The sequence below is a fragment of the Pseudovibrio sp. POLY-S9 genome (genome assembly GCF_001431305.1).
In the GTDB taxonomy this organism is placed as follows: domain Bacteria; phylum Pseudomonadota; class Alphaproteobacteria; order Rhizobiales; family Stappiaceae; genus Pseudovibrio.
Window position 1 is genome coordinate 1 of record NZ_LCWX01000075.1, and the last position, 15732, is coordinate 15732.

Sequence of the window (15732 nt, forward strand, 5' to 3'; positions counted from 1 at the left end):
GCTACACCCGCTTGGGTCAGCAACGTTGTGTCGTTGTTGGTGGCGCTGATTTACGGCGGGGGCGGGTCCAAGTCAAGCGAAGTTGGATCGACTTTGCGAGTTTTTCCTGAATAACTTGTTTTCACTGTGAAAATTGGCCTCGAAATGCGTTCAGATGTGGAAAACAGGACTGCATATCACCCATTTTATCCCCTTCTGGACTCAAGGACTTTTTGGCTAGCCCTGAAAAAAATCTTATTCGCCATCAATGAAAATTCAAAAACCGCCTCAAAAAAGTCAAATCTCGTAATTCTACTTAGCGCGGGGCGGCTCCTGCGATAAAGTCAGGAACAATCATCTCAATCAAAATACAAAAAAGTCGACAGTCCAATTCATTTCAAGGACCGGTTTTATGGGCACATTTTTCAAAGCGCTTGCTCTCGTAGCAACAACAGCTGTCGCAATCCCCTCACCCACTCAGGCTGATACGGGGGACTTCATCATCGGGCTCGGTGTAAGAGCGATCGGAAACACGATCATCGATGCAACTCAACAACCAACCCCACATGTCGTCACCGCTCAATCCCAGCAGGCGCGCAGCATTCCCCGCATCGCAACCCAGCAAACAGTGGCTCTCAGTCGCATTCAGCTGAAAGACGTCCAGTATCGCCTCAATCTGCTCGGCTACAACGCCGGGTTTCCAGATGGCGTAGCTGGTAAACGCACCTTGCGCGCAATAGGCAGATTTCAAAGCACCCTTGGTTACGTGGCAACCGGGCGGCTCACACAGTCTCAATTAGAAGAGCTTTACACCCGCACGCAAAAGAAGCGCTATCAGAAGACCCAGATCGATCAGGCGCAACCAACACCAGCTCAACCACCTCTGCCCCAATCCAATCCTGGCGGGTATTCGGAGGCGGAAAAAGCAACAGTCAGAATTCCAAAAGAAAACAAGCTTGCGCTGGATCCCAAAAACCCACCCAACATTTACGGTCTGATCACTGGCATGCGCAGTGACGAAACTGCGGGCTTTCTAAAGACAGAAGGCTATGAGGAGTGCGTAGAGACAACCGGACTGACCATCTGTAAGAAAGCCACCAAGAACCTTGAGGAAACCGTCAGCGTCAGTAAGGTTGGAAACATCATCTACGGACTGAGCCGCACTGTGAGCTTCAAGACTGCCGCTCCAAGATCTGCAGTCCTAACCAAACTGGCAGAGGCCTACCCCAACCTCACCCGCTTCAAAAAGATGACAACGTCCAGCTCCAAAACCTGCCTGGAGCACCACACTGGCGATGGGGCTAGTTTATTAGCACCTGCAGAGGCCAATCCATCCGACCCTGAAACGCTTCTGACACTTACCGAAAATTGTCGTAACTTCTTCGCCATTGATCTAGAAGGCACCCGCAACCTCAAGTCCATGCGCATCACCCTCTACGACGGCCACCCCATCCAACTTGCAGAAGAAGAGCAAACCGGCATTTTCCAAACCAAATCCGAAGCCGCGGATGAGCTAAAGTTCTGATCAGCCTATGCCTTTGTATTGGCCTCAGATAATTTGGGGCCAATACAGCAGATGCCTCCAACCTCGTCAGGATTCACTCCCCACAAGTGAGAGATTATTCCTGCTACATACACAGTTAAAGTAGCCTCAAAAATTCATTTCTGCTCACCCGCAAATTTGTCCTTTTGGGAGCTCCAGAATGTTCAAAGCAAAAGCGCTCGCCCTGCTGGCTGCACTGTGTCTGTGCGCAACATCAGCCACTTCAGCCTTACTGCATAAACTCGAAGAATTCAAACCTCACGTCTCGTATGAAAAGACATCCTATACCTTTCCGTTTCTCGCCAAAGAAATTGAAGCGGCAAGCTATGATGCTAACGGATCTCTTGGATACATCCTCGTCGCATCAGACTCAGCAGATAATCTCGTTATCTCTACATGGCAGTCCAATGTCACAACACCAGTAGATCTGGTCAATCGAAGCAAAGCGCGCAGTGTTTCCGTCGCAAAGATCGATGACACCCATTTCATCACGCCCGTCATTGATGGAGGCAACAAGCTCAGGGTCATTCTCTGGAAGATCACAGGAAACGGCACGATAACTTATCGTAGTTTTCTTCCAGGGCCAGAGGTGACAGAAGTCACTTCTGCAAGTTCCGGTTCGGCTGCCATGGTTGTTGCTCAACGCAAAAATGGCACTTTGTTTGCCAGAGCCTACAAGTTGAAAAACGCCAATAATTCGCCGGAAAAAGTACTAGACCAAAAAGGAACATACAACTTCGCAGGTTCCGCCGACCAACTCACCATGAGTGACGGAACTGCAAATCTCCTCGCCTTCCGCGATGGTGATGGAAAACTGCGAGTTACTCGACTGCGCAAACGCCAGAACGCATTTGTGATCGAACGCGGACCAACACTTGTAAGCATGGGCCAAATTCAGAAAGCCGCAATTACTGCTGCCGATGGCACTCCGAATGGCCGATGGATCACCCTATCAACAAGCAAAGGCCCCAGCGAGTTCAAAACAGGGCATAAATGTTTGGGCCAGACCATTCATAAAGAACCCCATGGGCGTGGCAAGCTAATCGAATGGGATATTGGAACCGACGGCACCCAGTACCTCCGCCGAAGGGCTGAGCGTGAGTTTCAGGGCAGCGGAGGCGTCGCAAAGGAAGTCGCCGTAGAAGTGATCGGCAATGGCAACTATCTGGTCAGCAGCCACCTGGGCTTTGACACCTTCTGCAAACGAAACCCGAAAAACCGTGGCAAGCAGCGAATGGAGGTCCACTTATGGGATCACGCTGGCACCACCTATGACAAAGACGTCTCAGGCCGCATCAACGGCAAATACTACGACGTCGCCATCGCTGAGTTTCGCCCCATTCAGAACTACAACGCAAACTTCGTCGTAGCCCTCATCGGCGAAAACCAACAAGTCAAACTGACCATCTGGGGTGTGAAGTAGCTCAATCCTGAACCATCAAGGCAATTCAAGAGCTACCAGACAAAGAAGGCAGCTTCTTCAGGGAAGCTGCTTTTTTGTGCATCAACAAGTCTCCAGGGGTTTGCTTCAGTGCCTTTTCAGAGTGCCAACACCTTAAATCATTGCCTGAAACAAACCTTCTCGCATGAAGTACATTCACGGAAAGCTTACAAGAAACATCAGATAGGCATCGAACTTACCCGCATACCCAAAAATATCAGCATTTAAAAATCTCAACCTAGGAGTGAAATAATTAATTTATTTCAACTTACATTTTATAGAGTTTGAGATAAATTTGCTGCAAGCGGATCTTTCCCGTCTTTCTTTTGATTTTATAAGTGTGCAAGGCAACAAAATGCGCAAAATGACTAAGCTTACTTCTGCTCTCTGCCTCTCTTTAGCAATCAGCACCACCGCCGCCCGTGCAGGCTCTGAGGATTTCATCTTCGGCCTCGGTGCAGGCATTATTGGTAGCGCTATTGTAAACGGTGCTAAAAAGAACGCCCCAGCTCAGACGCAGAAACGAACAACACGGAAAAGAAGTAGTTTTTCAGCTGAGACACAGGACATCCAGCTACGCCTGAGCATGCTGGGCTTTGATGTGGGCACACCAGACGGCGTTTCAGGCCGCCGCACACGCAACGCCATACGCCAATTCCAAATTTCCATCGGTGCTTATGCAAATGGTAAGCTCGACAACAGACAAATTGCCAAGCTCTATGAACTGACAACACCACAACAGCCAGCAGCGCCAACACCTGTCGCAACCTCCACACCAACACCTGTGGCGGTCGTTGCCCCAGCGCCGGTGATAGCAGCACCAGTTGCAACAGCCGCTCCGTCACAGCAAATCAACATCACAATACCTGTTACGCCCGGGGCAAACACAACCAACAACGCTCAGGTCGTAAATGTCACTCCGAACGTGTCATCAAAGAACGAAACACAAGTCGCAGTGACCTCCTCCAAACGCCTCGCTCTTGACCCAGCCAACCTTCCGTCAATTCACGGCCTGACCGTTGAGCGCTTTGAGCATGACGTGCAAGGCCTGCTGGAAAAAGTCGGATATCAGGGGTGCGTAGTGGATGAAACGAAGACCGTGTGCTCACTTGAGAAAGACACACTCTCTGAAACCGTGAGTGTGCTTACTCAGGATGAAAACATCTACGGCCTGCAACGTGAAGTCAGCTTCAAAAACCCAGCTCCCCGTGCTGCAATCATGGGCAAGCTGCTGGATGCCTATCCGGTGCTCACGCATTTTGAGAATATGACCGCCACACAGGATAAAACCTGTCGCATTACTTACGTCAACAACAGCGGCGAGCTCCTGAAGCAGGCTCTGGAGAAACCATCCAACGCAGAAGCGCTGCGCCAGCTGTCAGACAACTGTAATGACTACCACAGCCTGGAAGTCTTTGGAGAAGACACCGTGAGTGGCATACGCCTCGTGTTTTACAGCAGCAAGCCAATCAAGGATGCGATTGAAAACCGTAAGGGTGCATTCCAGATTTCCTCGAAGCCAGCACAAGACCTGACCTTCTAGTGCTCCATCTAAGCTAAGCACTAATAACCCAACAAAAGGCAGCTTCCTCAAGGAAGCTGCCTTTTATTTTGCGTCAAAGCTTTAAGAAACTCACCAGTCATGGCGATTGCGTACGATCAGGGCGGTCATGAAGCCAAAGAACGCTGGAAGACCAACATGTTCCAAACCAAACCAGGAGCAGCCAACAAGCGTCTCCTTTTGTAGGCCTTTCAAAAGTTCCACAAACAGGAAACATCGGCCCTCTGCACAACAGCATTAGAAGCTCCTCAAGATCTGATTTCACAATTGCGTGTCAAATCAGCCCTTCGGGGAGTTTCTTGCGTTTGGATTGGCCCTCCTCCTGCAGCACTCACTAGGCATTCACTGCTCTGCCAATATTCGAGTCACTTGCGGCACACCCAACGCGGCCACGAACGCTTAAGACAAAAACTGAAAACCAAATCATGCAGCTGCAAAGCAAAGCATGCCTTACCAAGAAGAATGAGGGATTCTGCGATGAAAACTGCCACAAAATTTCTACTGGCTACGACAACAAGCTTGTGCCTGCTGACCACGCAGTCAAACGCCAGTGAGGAAGATTTTCTGCTCGGTCTTGGCCTCGGCGTTGCGGGCGCAATTGTGGCAGATGAAGCGATCAGCGATGACGTCTACGTGGAGGAGGTCTATATAGAGGAGGTCTATATAAACGAACCAGACCTCTATGTTGATGACAACGGAGATATCTATGTCGACGACTACGATGACTTCTATGAGGAGGATATTTACGTAGACGAAATCTATGTAGAGGACGTTTATATAGAAGTGCCGCAGGTTGTAATCCCTCAGGCCACTCCCCGTCACCAACCCGCACAGACCCAAACACGCAAGCCATCCCAAATCCAACGCAAGGTCGGTTCACCTCAAACTCGTGGTATTCAGGTTCGCTTGAATAGTCTTGGATACAAAGCAGGGAAACCCGATGGCATTCCGGGCAAAAAAACACGCAATGCGATCTCCCGCTTCCAAACCTCCCTCAATCATCCCGCCACGGGAAAACTAACAAACGTAGAGATTGCTGCTCTGGTTGAAAAAACTTCGAACCTCAACTCGAAAAAACAGCCCCAGAAAACTGACCAGTCTGCGAAAGAAGCAAGAAAAAAAGATCCAGTGAAGACCACTGGAAAAATGCCAAGCATTCACGGGATGACCACAGGCGCTCCATTTGCCGGAACAGCAGAAAATCTGACAAAGAAAGGCTATTCCAACTGCCAGATTAAAACTGGCACTGTGAGCTGTACCCGCACAACAAAAAAAAAAGTTTGAAAGATCAGATCACCGTCGGTTCAATTGACGGATCTGTCTATGCAATCCAGCGTTCCGTTCATTTTATTGAACCTGTTCCGCGGAAAGAAATTGAACATAGAATAGCCTCTGCTTATCCAAATCTCATCAATCAAAACAACATGATCCAGGCAAGCTCAGCCCACTGTCTCACAAACTACCAGCAAAGCCCTTCATCTCTGGCTCTGTCAACACTGAAGACACCACGGGAAGTGCAGCAACTTTTAGCCGCAGCGAAGTCATGCTCTTACCTCTATGCAATCGAGATTGACGATAAAGACCCGGCGAGTAGATTGGATATTGTGCTTTATTCAGCCAAACCAATCCAGTCCGCCCCCCCATAAGAAGACAGATATCTTCGGTGCAACGACCGAGAAAACCAAAGACTTGACCTTCTGACAACACCCATAAAACCAAAACTGGCTTAGACACAAAAAAGGCTCTGATATTTTCATATCAGAGCCTTTTCTTAGTTCAGCTTAAAACTGCCGTTACCAACCGTGGCGAATGCGCACGATCAGGGCGGTCATGAAGCCAAAGATCATGTGACCAACCAGAGACGCCCATGTCAGCTGAATGAAGCCGAGGAACGGTGGAAGACCTGCAAAGATGTGCGCCATGATGTAAAGCGCAAACACCCAAAGACCAACGCCATAGCAAAGACCAACAACCCACCATGGCAGCGGCGGAATGATCACACGTGCCAGAGGACGAGCAATATAGAGGTATCCGATAGGATAAAAGACGACGCCAACGACGGCGTGGATGACTTCAGCCCAGAAAAGGCTTCTGAAACCAAAGACCGACTGCACAAGTGCAGCTGGCTGTAGTGGACCACCAACCCAGAACGGCGTGATATAGCGCGCCCAGATCTCCCAGCTCACATCTGCAACGATGCCTGCCAGAAGGATGGTGACCAGAGTGTGCCACACAAGTGGCGGACAGATAGGGTGCTTATGACTTGAACCACTCATACGGCGCATGCCTCCACGTAGTTATACTTGATTGCCACGCGGAGTTAAAAACGATCTCAGTCATGCAAGCTGTTATCTACGGCACACTTAGCAGCGCAATAACGGCTCTTGAGCAGGTCCTACACGATTGTTTCCAACCAAACACCAGGACTTCACTCATTTAAGGGCAAAGCAGCTCTCAAAAAATTGACGAAATGAGAGCACGCTAAGCGAATAAGCTCCACAGGCTATTGCAGCAAGCTTAGCTATAAGATCCTGAGATCGCCCTTTGGTTTTTGCTCAGATTAGCACCCTGCCCTACAGCCTTGAGAAACCAATTGCCGAAACGCCGCCTTAAGCTTAACAGCGCCGTCCTTGGTAATTTTCAGGAGAGTAAACAACAAAAAAGCCTCCGCGGATCTCCGGGAGACTTGAAACCCTCTAAGAGGAATGGTGGGCGATGAGAGACTCGAACTCCCGACATCTTCGGTGTAAACGAAGCGCTCTACCAACTGAGCTAATCGCCCATCCTGGAGCGTTGAACATCCTCAAAAAGAGAATGGTGGGCGATGAGAGACTCGAACTCCCGACATCTTCGGTGTAAACGAAGCGCTCTACCAACTGAGCTAATCGCCCCCGCAGGGTGGTACGCCGTGTGGCGTGGGGAGCTATTTAGCCGCCCTCCCTACCCTTGGCAAGGCCTGAGATTGAAAAAAACGACATTACCAGCAAAAAACTTGGAGCTGCCATCCATCCTGTGAATTACCTGATTAAACAAAGGCTTGTCGTCACAGTAAAAAACCGGCAACCCATAAGAAATGAGCGCATAAAAAAAGCCCCTGCCGCTCCAATGAACAACAGGGGCTTTTAAACCCAAAACGAACAAGCCCAATTAGGCGTTGACCGCGTCCTTCAGGCCTTTACCAGCTTTAAATTTCGGCGTCTTGGAAGCCGGAATCTGAATGGTTTCGCCTGTGCGTGGATTACGGCCTTCAGTTGCCGCACGAGCGGAAACGGAAAAGTTGCCAAATCCGATGATCCGAACTTCATCGCCGCTCTTCAGGGTTTCAGTGATTGCTTCGAAAGATGCTTCTACTGCTTCGCCTGCCTGTGCTTTGGTCAAGCCAGTTTTTTCCGCAACGGCCCCGATCAGATCATTCTTGTTCATGACAGTCCCTTTCTAAAATAACGTGGGGAATGCTTTAGATTCGCGCTGCACTCCTGAATCGGACATTCGTGCGAAATTGCGTTCAAATCAAGCCGCGAACCGCAGAAAACGGCCATTTTCTGTGTAGTATCAACCAAAAAAAGCCCCGGAACTTGTCCGAGGCTTTTGTATCCACAAGCAGACGCTCTGGTTCAGTGTGCGACGACCCCTGAACCCTTGTCATCTTTGACCAGTGCTTCAGAGCTGGACTTTTCTTCCTCTTCGCTCCATTCGATGGCTTCAGGCATACGAACAAGAGCATGTTCAAGCACTTCGTCCATGCGAGCGACTGGAATAATTTCCAATTCATTCTTCACATTGTCAGGAATATCAGCCAGATCCTTCGCGTTATCCGCTGGGATCAGAACCTTCTTAATGCCACCACGAAGAGCAGCCAGAAGCTTCTCTTTCAGACCACCGATTGGCAGCACGCGGCCACGCAGTGTGATCTCACCTGTCATCGCCACATCACGACGAACCGGAATACCGGTCATCACGGAGATAACAGTTGTCGCCATGGCGATACCAGCAGATGGACCATCCTTTGGAGTAGCTCCTTCTGGAACGTGAACATGCAGTTCGCGCTTTTCAAAGAGCGGAGGTTCAATGCCGAAGTCCTCAGAACGGGAACGAACGTAAGAGGCAGCAGCAGAGATGGACTCTTTCATCACATCGCGCAGGTTACCGGTTACGGTCATCTTGCCCTTACCTGGCATCATGACACCTTCAATGGTCAGCAACTCGCCGCCCACTTCAGTCCATGCCAGACCGGTGACAACACCAACCTGATCTTCGTCTTCAACCTGGCCGAAGCGGAAGCGAGGCACGCCGAGGTATTCCTCAATCAGCTCTTCATCCACTTTGATGGTCTTCTTGTCGTTGACCAGAATGTCCTTCACAGCCTTACGGGCCAGAGTGCTCATCTCACGCTCAAGGTTACGCACACCAGCTTCACGGGTGTAAAGACGGATGGTCTTCTGCAAAGCGCCATCAGACACTTCGAACTCACCGTCTTTCAGACCGTGGTTCTTCACAGCCTTTGGCAACAGGTGACGACGGCAGATCTCGATCTTCTCATCTTCAGTGTAACCAGCGATACGGATGACCTCCATACGGTCCATCAGTGGACCCGGAATGTTCAGCGTATTGGCTGTGGTCACAAACATGACGTCGGATAGGTCGTATTCCACTTCGAGGTAGTGATCCATGAAGCTGCCGTTCTGCTCTGGGTCAAGAACCTCAAGCAGAGCGGAAGACGGATCGCCACGGAAATCCATACCCATCTTGTCGATCTCATCGAGCAGGAACAGCGGGTTGGACTTCTTCGCTTTCTTCATGGACTGAATGACTTTACCCGGCATGGAGCCGATGTAAGTGCGGCGGTGACCGCGAATTTCAGCCTCATCACGCACGCCACCAAGAGACATGCGTACAAATTCACGTCCGGTTGCTTTCGCGATAGATTTACCAAGAGACGTTTTACCAACGCCTGGAGGGCCAACAAGACACAGGATAGGGCCGCGCAGCTTATTCGCGCGCTTCTGCACTGCAAGGTACTCCACAATGCGTTCCTTGACCTTCTCAAGGCCAAAGTGGTCGGTATCCAGAACCTTCTCGGCAAGCGTCAGATCATGCTTAACCTTGGACTTCCTGCTCCACGGAATGCCGATCAGCCAGTCAAGGTAGTTGCGAACCACAGTCGCTTCCGCAGACATCGGGCTCATCTGCTTGAGCTTCTTCAGCTCAGCATTCGCCTTCTCGCGAGCTTCCTTGGACAGCTTCGTCTTCGCAACGCGCTCTTCCAGCTCAGCAAGCTCATCACGGCCATCTTCACCATCGCCGAGTTCTTTCTGAATGGCCTTCATCTGCTCATTCAAATAGTACTCGCGCTGGGTTTTCTCCATCTGGCGCTTCACGCGGGAGCGGATACGCTTTTCCACCTGCAGAACGGAGATCTCGCTCTCCATCATGCCCAGCACCTTCTCAAGGCGCTCGGTGACAGCCACAGTGCCAAGCAGTTCCTGCTTGTCCTGGATCTTCACAGCAAGGTGGGATGCAATGGTATCAGCAAGCTTCGAGAAGTCGTCAATCTGATTAACAGCGCCGAGAACCTCAGGAGACACCTTTTTGTTCAGCTTCACGTAGTTCTCGAACTCGGAAATCACTGAACGGCCAAGAGCCTCGACCTCAACCTCAACCTCGTCACCGCCAGCTTCATCAAGAATAACGGCTTCTGCTTCATAAAGGTCTTCGCGATCAGTGAACTTGCCGATTTCGGCACGTGCACCACCTTCAACCAAAACCTTTACGGTGTTATCTGGCAGCTTCAGCAGCTGCAAAACTGTTGCAAGGGTACCGACTTTGTAAATCTGATCGGTATCCGGATCGTCATCCGCCTCGTTCATCTGGGTCGCAAGCAAAATCTGCTTGTCAGACTCCATCACCTCTTCCAGAGCACGGATCGATTTCTCGCGCCCTACAAACAGCGGCACGATCATATGAGGGAATACGACGATGTTGCGCAGTGGGAGAACAGGAAAAACAGAGTTTTCTGTCTCTTCTTCCGGGCGCATTTCATTGTCAGCCATCTCTATTCCTTTCAAATTGCAGCTTTCCAACGAAAGCTACGAAAAAGCGCAACATAAAAATCGACTAAGGCCCTTAGGGCACTCGTAGAATTTCGAGGGCCGAATTCACTCGCCCCAAAACGGGCACAAACAAATTCGCCAAGCTGCGAACTAGACCTATTAGGTGGAGACACCGCCTCCAAGTGTCAAGCACTCCGCTTCCAAGTCTTTCAGCGATCTGTTGATATTATAAGCTTTTTTCCTGTTATCAGGAGCGTATAACACCGTTTGATCGTCCTCACACTTAAGCTGAACACCATCCTTCCCGGTCTTGGTTCGCGTTTACGCAGAACACTCATACGCATCATCATGCTAGACACATGAGACAAAAAATGGGCGGCACTTTTTTCAAGAAGTTACCGCCCAAATTAAACTCAATACCCGTGAGCGAAGCCTACTGGCTCATCAGTCCCCATCGCCTTACGCGCTGGTTGCTGAATTCTCCGCACGATCCTCGTAAATGTACAAAGGACGCGCATCGCCGTCGACCACCTCACCGGAAATCACAACTTCCTTCACACCCTTAAGGCCAGGAAGCTCGTACATGGTTTCCAGCAGAATTGCTTCCAGAATAGAACGCAGTCCGCGAGCACCGGTCTTACGTTCAATCGCACGTCGGGCAACTGCCTTCAGAGCGTCTTCATGGAAGGTCAGCTCTACGTTTTCCATTTCGAACAAACGCTGGTACTGCGCGACAAGCGCATTCTTAGGTTCACTCAAGATGGACACCAAAGCGTCTTCATCCAGATCTTCAAGAGTTGCAATAACCGGCAAACGGCCAACAAACTCAGGAATAAGACCAAACTTCAGCAGATCTTCAGGCTCAAGCTCAGAGAACAACTCACCGGTCTTGCGATCTTCAGGTGCAAGCACAGAAGCAGCAAAGCCGATAGAGGTTTTGCGACCACGGTCAGAAATGATCTTGTCCAGACCAGCAAATGCACCACCGCAGATAAACAAAATGTTTGTTGTATCTACCTGCAGGAATTCCTGCTGCGGATGCTTACGACCACCTTGCGGCGGAACAGAGGCAACAGTCCCCTCCATGATCTTCAGCAGTGCCTGCTGAACACCTTCACCAGAAACGTCACGGGTGATGGATGGGTTTTCTGCCTTACGGGTAATTTTGTCCACCTCATCGATGTAGACAATACCGCGCTGTGCACGCTCAACATTGTAGTCTGCGGACTGAAGCAGCTTCAGAATAATATTTTCAACGTCTTCACCAACGTAACCCGCTTCAGTCAGCGTGGTTGCGTCAGCCATCGTAAACGGAACATCCAGAATTCGGGCGAGCGTTTGTGCCAGATGGGTTTTACCACATCCGGTAGGACCAACCAGAAGGATGTTGGACTTAGCAAGTTCAACATCGTTGTTCTTGGAAGCATGATTCAGGCGCTTGTAGTGGTTATGAACCGCTACAGACAGAACCTTTTTGGCTCGGCCCTGACCAATCACGTAATCATCAAGAACACCACGAATTTCCTGAGGTGTCGGAATCCCATCACGAGACTTCACAAGCGAAGATTTGTTTTCTTCGCGAATAATGTCCATGCAGAGTTCGACGCACTCATCGCAGATGAATACGGTCGGACCCGCAATCAGCTTACGGACCTCATGCTGGCTTTTTCCGCAAAACGAGCAGTAAAGCGTATTCTTGCTGTCGCTGCCGCTGGCTTTGCTCATGAGATATAACCCCGCATCGTTTCAAGGGACACAGCCCCTGTTAGAATTCTTAGTTCGACAGCGATACTTTCGCCGCGACGTTCTACTGACTTATCGCGTTTTGTGTTCCGCTTCCAGAGGGAAGCTTTGGAAATCACTAATAGCCATTCTCTTATGCGATATTTGGCTCGCAATAATCAACATTCCTTTAAGCCTCGCACGCAAAGTTCATTCCCTGTTAAAAAAACTTGCGCGCGAGTTACTTTATAAAACCGGCTTTAAGCTGGTTCGATAACGTTCAAGCTCTCACGATTTTCAATAACGTTATCAATCAGACCGAACTCTTTCGCCGCATCTGCACTCATAAAGTTATCACGTTCAAGCGCTTCTTCAACAGCATCAAGAGTCTGACCCGTATGATCAACATAGATCTCATTAAGGCGACGCTTCAGCTTCAGAATTTCCTGTGCATGCAGCATAATGTCTGCCGCCTGCCCGCGGAAACCACCGGAAGGCTGGTGAACCATGACGCGGCTGTTTGGCAAAGAAAAGCGCATACCCTTTTCACCAGCAGCCAAAAGCAGGGAACCCATGCTTGCAGCCTGACCGATACAAAGAGTTGAAATCTTCGGACGGATAAACTGCATAGTGTCATAAATAGCAAGACCACTGGTCACAACACCACCCGGGGAATTGATATAAAGTGCAATTTCTTTGTTCGGGTTTTCCGCTTCCAGATAAAGCAACTGGGAACACACCAGTGTAGCCACAGTATCTTCCACAGGACCGGTCAGGAAGATAATACGTTCCTTCAACAACCTTGAGAAGATATCATAGGCCCGCTCACCCCGGTTGGTTTGCTCTACAACCATTGGCACCAGGCTGTTCGTGAAATACTCAACAGGATCGGTCATGCGTCATCCATTTTAAATATGCAGAAAGCTTCGTGAAGCTCGGTAACTTATCCGGCATTCCGGTAAGCCTGCAAGAAACTTATGTCGAAAAAAGCGCCACGCCCACCCACGGGATGTCGCCCTTGTCTTAAAGGCACTTGCCAAAAGGTAAAGCCACAAGGTTTATGGAGTGTTTCCATAAGACCCGATAGTCTTATCCCAATTATAAGGGAGCTTAAAGACCACATTGGGCCTATGCACTTAAGACGGCTTCAGATATTTCGGCTTTCCACCTCAAAATTCAAGATGTCAAAAAAGAAAAAGGGGGCACAAGGCCCCCTTTCCGAAATTCTTGGGTAATCCCAACAATTATGCTTCGTCTTCGTCCTGAGCCATCAGCTCTTCTTTAGACACAACTTTGTCGGAAACTTTCGCGAGTTCCAGAATGTAGTCCACAACCTTCTCTTCGTAGATTGGGGCACGCAAGGAAGCGAGAGCCTGTTCGTTGTTCTTGTAGAATTCGAACACCTGCTGTTCCTGACCTGGGAACTGACGAACGCGGTCGAACAGAGCCTTCTGAACTTCTTCGTCGGTAACCTGAACTTTGTTCTGCTCACCAACTTCAGAAAGAACCAGACCAAGGCGTACGCGACGCTCAGAGATCTTGCGGTATTCAGCTTTAGCTTCGTCTTCGGTTGTTTCTTCGTCTTCGAAGGTTTTACCAGACTGCTGCATGTCAGCTTCAACCTGCTTCCAGACACCGTCAAATTCTGTTTCCAGAAGTTTCTCAGGCAGCTCGAAGGAGTACTCTTCGTCCAGCTTGTCCAGCAGAGCGCGCTTTACTTTCTGACGGGTAGCTGCACCGAACTGGCTTTCAATCTGGCCACGAACGATTTCTTTCAGCTTCTCAAGGGATTCAAGACCCAGCTTGGTTGCCATTTCATCATCAATGGAAACTTCGCCAGCAGCTTCAATGCCTTTAACGTCGATGTCGAAGGTAACTGCGCGACCAGCAAGGTTTGCTGCGCCGTATTCTTCAGGGAAGGTCACGTCGATGACTTTTTTGTCACCGATTTTCATGCCAACGATCTGCTCTTCAAAGCCAGGAATGAACTGACCAGAACCCAGAACCAGCTGACCGTTCTCATCTTCACCACCTTCAAATGGCTCGCCGTCAAGCTTGCCGAGGTAATGCATGGTAACGCGGTCACCGTCTTCACCAGCAGCACCTTCTTCGCGCGCTTCAAATGGACGGTTGCTTTCTGCGATCTGCTTAACCTGCTCGTCAACTTCGTCTTCAGAAATTTCAACGATTGGGCGTTCGAGTTCAATCGCAGAGAAATCTACGATGTCGAACTGTGGCAGAACTTCATAGGAGATGGTGTAAGCGAGATCTGCTTCACCAGCCAAAACTTTCTCAGCATCATCGTCAGAAAGATCGATTTCTGGCTGAAGAGCTGGCTTTTCTTTGCGCTCTTCAATGGTCTTAGCAGTGGTTTCGTTGATCAGGTTACCGATCAGCTCACCCATTGCCTGACGGCCATGAACTTTTTTGAGATGAGAAACTGGAACTTTACCCGGACGGAAGCCGTTAATGTTTACCTTTGACTTCATGTCATTAAGATATTCATCGAGGCGGGTCGCCAGATCCGTCGCCGGGATAACGACTTTGAGTTCGCGCTTTAGGCCCTCGGCCAGGGTTTCTGATACCTGCATGGTCTTTGCTTCGTCCTTGATTTAGGACGCGTACCGACAAACCAATATGGTTTGTCCCAGCACGGTAAACATAACACCAATTTCGAAGGGGGGAAAACACTTCGGGAGAAAATCCCTCAGCTCTTATCCGCCTGACGAAAAGGTGAGCATAAACCGAACCTCGACAACGCCCTCAACTTTTCCGTTTCCGATAAGCTACGGTCGTTTATTTATGCACCGTATCACCGGGGATATGGTGCGGCTGGAGGGACTCGAACCCCCACGGTCTCCCGCTAGAACCTAAATCTAGTGCGTCTACCAATTTCGCCACAGCCGCGTTGGAGGGGTAGCTAAATGGGAACCTAAGAGAAGTCAACCACCTAATACGCTGTTTATGCCCAGTTCTCGGTTTTCCACGCCATTTCTACCTATGAAACTGTGCATTACGACAATCCGGGGCTTATTTCTCACGCAGGAGATCGCATCACATCCTTTTTCTTTTCTGGCTCGTGCATTGCCAGTCAGCAAGCCACTCCACTCACTCACAAAGTGGCGTCAGAACCCGCTGCATAAAAGCCGCGCCTTTTTCGGTCAGATACAACTCCCGGCGGCGACCATCCGTTTTATCCGCCTCAACACGGGCATAGTTATGTCCGCCACGCACATCCTTGTGCCCTTCGCACCAGTAATAGATGTTGCGGGTCGCAGTTCCTGATTGGTAACCAATCTTCTTTTGAAGGCCATGAGGATGGATCGTCACCCCCTCCTCCTGATGAACGGCAGTTTCAAGCAATGTCAAAACCGTCGAGACCTGCATTTTAGCATCATGGTCTTTAAACGGTGCCAGCGCCTCGATGATCTGGCGG

At 49.9% G+C, this 15732-nt stretch carries 12 protein-coding genes and 3 tRNA genes; 5 read left to right on the forward strand and 10 right to left on the reverse strand.

Translation table 11 applies throughout. From position 1 onward, the window contains the following. Positions 1 to 391 precede the first annotated feature (391 nt). From PPL9_RS05610 to PPL9_RS05630, 5 genes are all read left to right on the forward strand, one after another. A complete protein-coding gene (locus PPL9_RS05610) occupies positions 392 to 1504 on the forward strand; it encodes a peptidoglycan-binding domain-containing protein (RefSeq protein WP_057461777.1) in 1113 nt (370 codons plus the stop codon). Between the two features lie 178 nt (positions 1505 to 1682). Continuing rightward, positions 1683 to 2945 (forward strand): hypothetical protein, encoded by a 1263-nt coding sequence (locus PPL9_RS05615; protein WP_057461778.1) that lies wholly within the window; start codon positions 1683 to 1685, stop codon positions 2943 to 2945. A 382-nt stretch (positions 2946 to 3327) separates the two neighbouring features. After that, entirely contained in the window at positions 3328 to 4506 is a 1179-nt protein-coding gene (locus tag PPL9_RS05620) for a peptidoglycan-binding domain-containing protein (protein WP_161831220.1), read from the forward strand. 495 nt (positions 4507 to 5001) lie between these two features. Then, the gene (locus PPL9_RS05625; RefSeq protein ID WP_057461780.1) at positions 5002 to 5808 is read left to right on the forward strand and encodes a peptidoglycan-binding domain-containing protein; all 807 of its coding nucleotides are present in this window, start codon (positions 5002 to 5004) and stop codon (positions 5806 to 5808) included. After that, complete coding sequence (locus tag PPL9_RS05630; protein WP_057461781.1) at positions 5805 to 6170, forward strand: hypothetical protein; 366 nt, start codon at positions 5805 to 5807, stop codon at positions 6168 to 6170. Before PPL9_RS05625 ends, PPL9_RS05630 begins: the two co-directional genes overlap by 4 nt. A gap of 147 nt (positions 6171 to 6317) precedes the next feature. Here PPL9_RS05630 and PPL9_RS05635 read toward each other — a convergent pair whose 3' ends face one another. The 10 genes from PPL9_RS05635 to PPL9_RS05685 form a co-directional block, all read right to left on the reverse strand. After that, positions 6318 to 6800: a hypothetical protein gene (locus PPL9_RS05635; RefSeq protein ID WP_057461782.1), complete on the reverse strand. Its 483-nt coding sequence runs from the start codon at positions 6798 to 6800 to the stop codon at positions 6318 to 6320. A gap of 430 nt (positions 6801 to 7230) precedes the next feature. Then, a tRNA-Val gene (locus PPL9_RS05640) sits at positions 7231 to 7306 on the reverse strand. Between the two features lie 33 nt (positions 7307 to 7339). Next, positions 7340 to 7415: transfer RNA gene (locus tag PPL9_RS05645), tRNA-Val, on the reverse strand. Between the two features lie 256 nt (positions 7416 to 7671). After that, positions 7672 to 7947: an HU family DNA-binding protein gene (locus tag PPL9_RS05655; protein ID WP_008546789.1), complete on the reverse strand. Its 276-nt coding sequence runs from the start codon at positions 7945 to 7947 to the stop codon at positions 7672 to 7674. Between the two features lie 191 nt (positions 7948 to 8138). Then, entirely contained in the window at positions 8139 to 10574 is a 2436-nt protein-coding gene (lon, locus tag PPL9_RS05660; RefSeq protein WP_057461784.1) for an endopeptidase La, read from the reverse strand. Positions 10575 to 11033: 459 nt separating this feature from the next. Next, positions 11034 to 12299 carry an ATP-dependent Clp protease ATP-binding subunit ClpX gene (clpX, locus tag PPL9_RS05665; protein WP_057461785.1) on the reverse strand — a complete coding sequence of 422 codons (1266 nt, stop codon included), beginning with the start codon at positions 12297 to 12299 and terminating at the stop codon, positions 11034 to 11036. 257 nt (positions 12300 to 12556) lie between these two features. Next, positions 12557 to 13192, reverse strand: a complete 636-nt coding sequence (clpP, locus tag PPL9_RS05670) for an ATP-dependent Clp endopeptidase proteolytic subunit ClpP (RefSeq protein WP_057461786.1) — start codon at positions 13190 to 13192, stop codon at positions 12557 to 12559. 348 nt (positions 13193 to 13540) lie between these two features. Continuing rightward, positions 13541 to 14887, reverse strand: coding sequence for a trigger factor (gene tig / locus PPL9_RS05675; protein ID WP_057461787.1), 1347 nt, complete (start codon positions 14885 to 14887; stop codon positions 13541 to 13543). 233 nt (positions 14888 to 15120) lie between these two features. Next, positions 15121 to 15203 (reverse strand) — tRNA-Leu (locus PPL9_RS05680). A gap of 201 nt (positions 15204 to 15404) precedes the next feature. Beyond that, on the reverse strand, positions 15405 to 15732 hold a 328-nt coding region (locus PPL9_RS05685; protein WP_057461788.1), incomplete at its 5' end, for a hypothetical protein.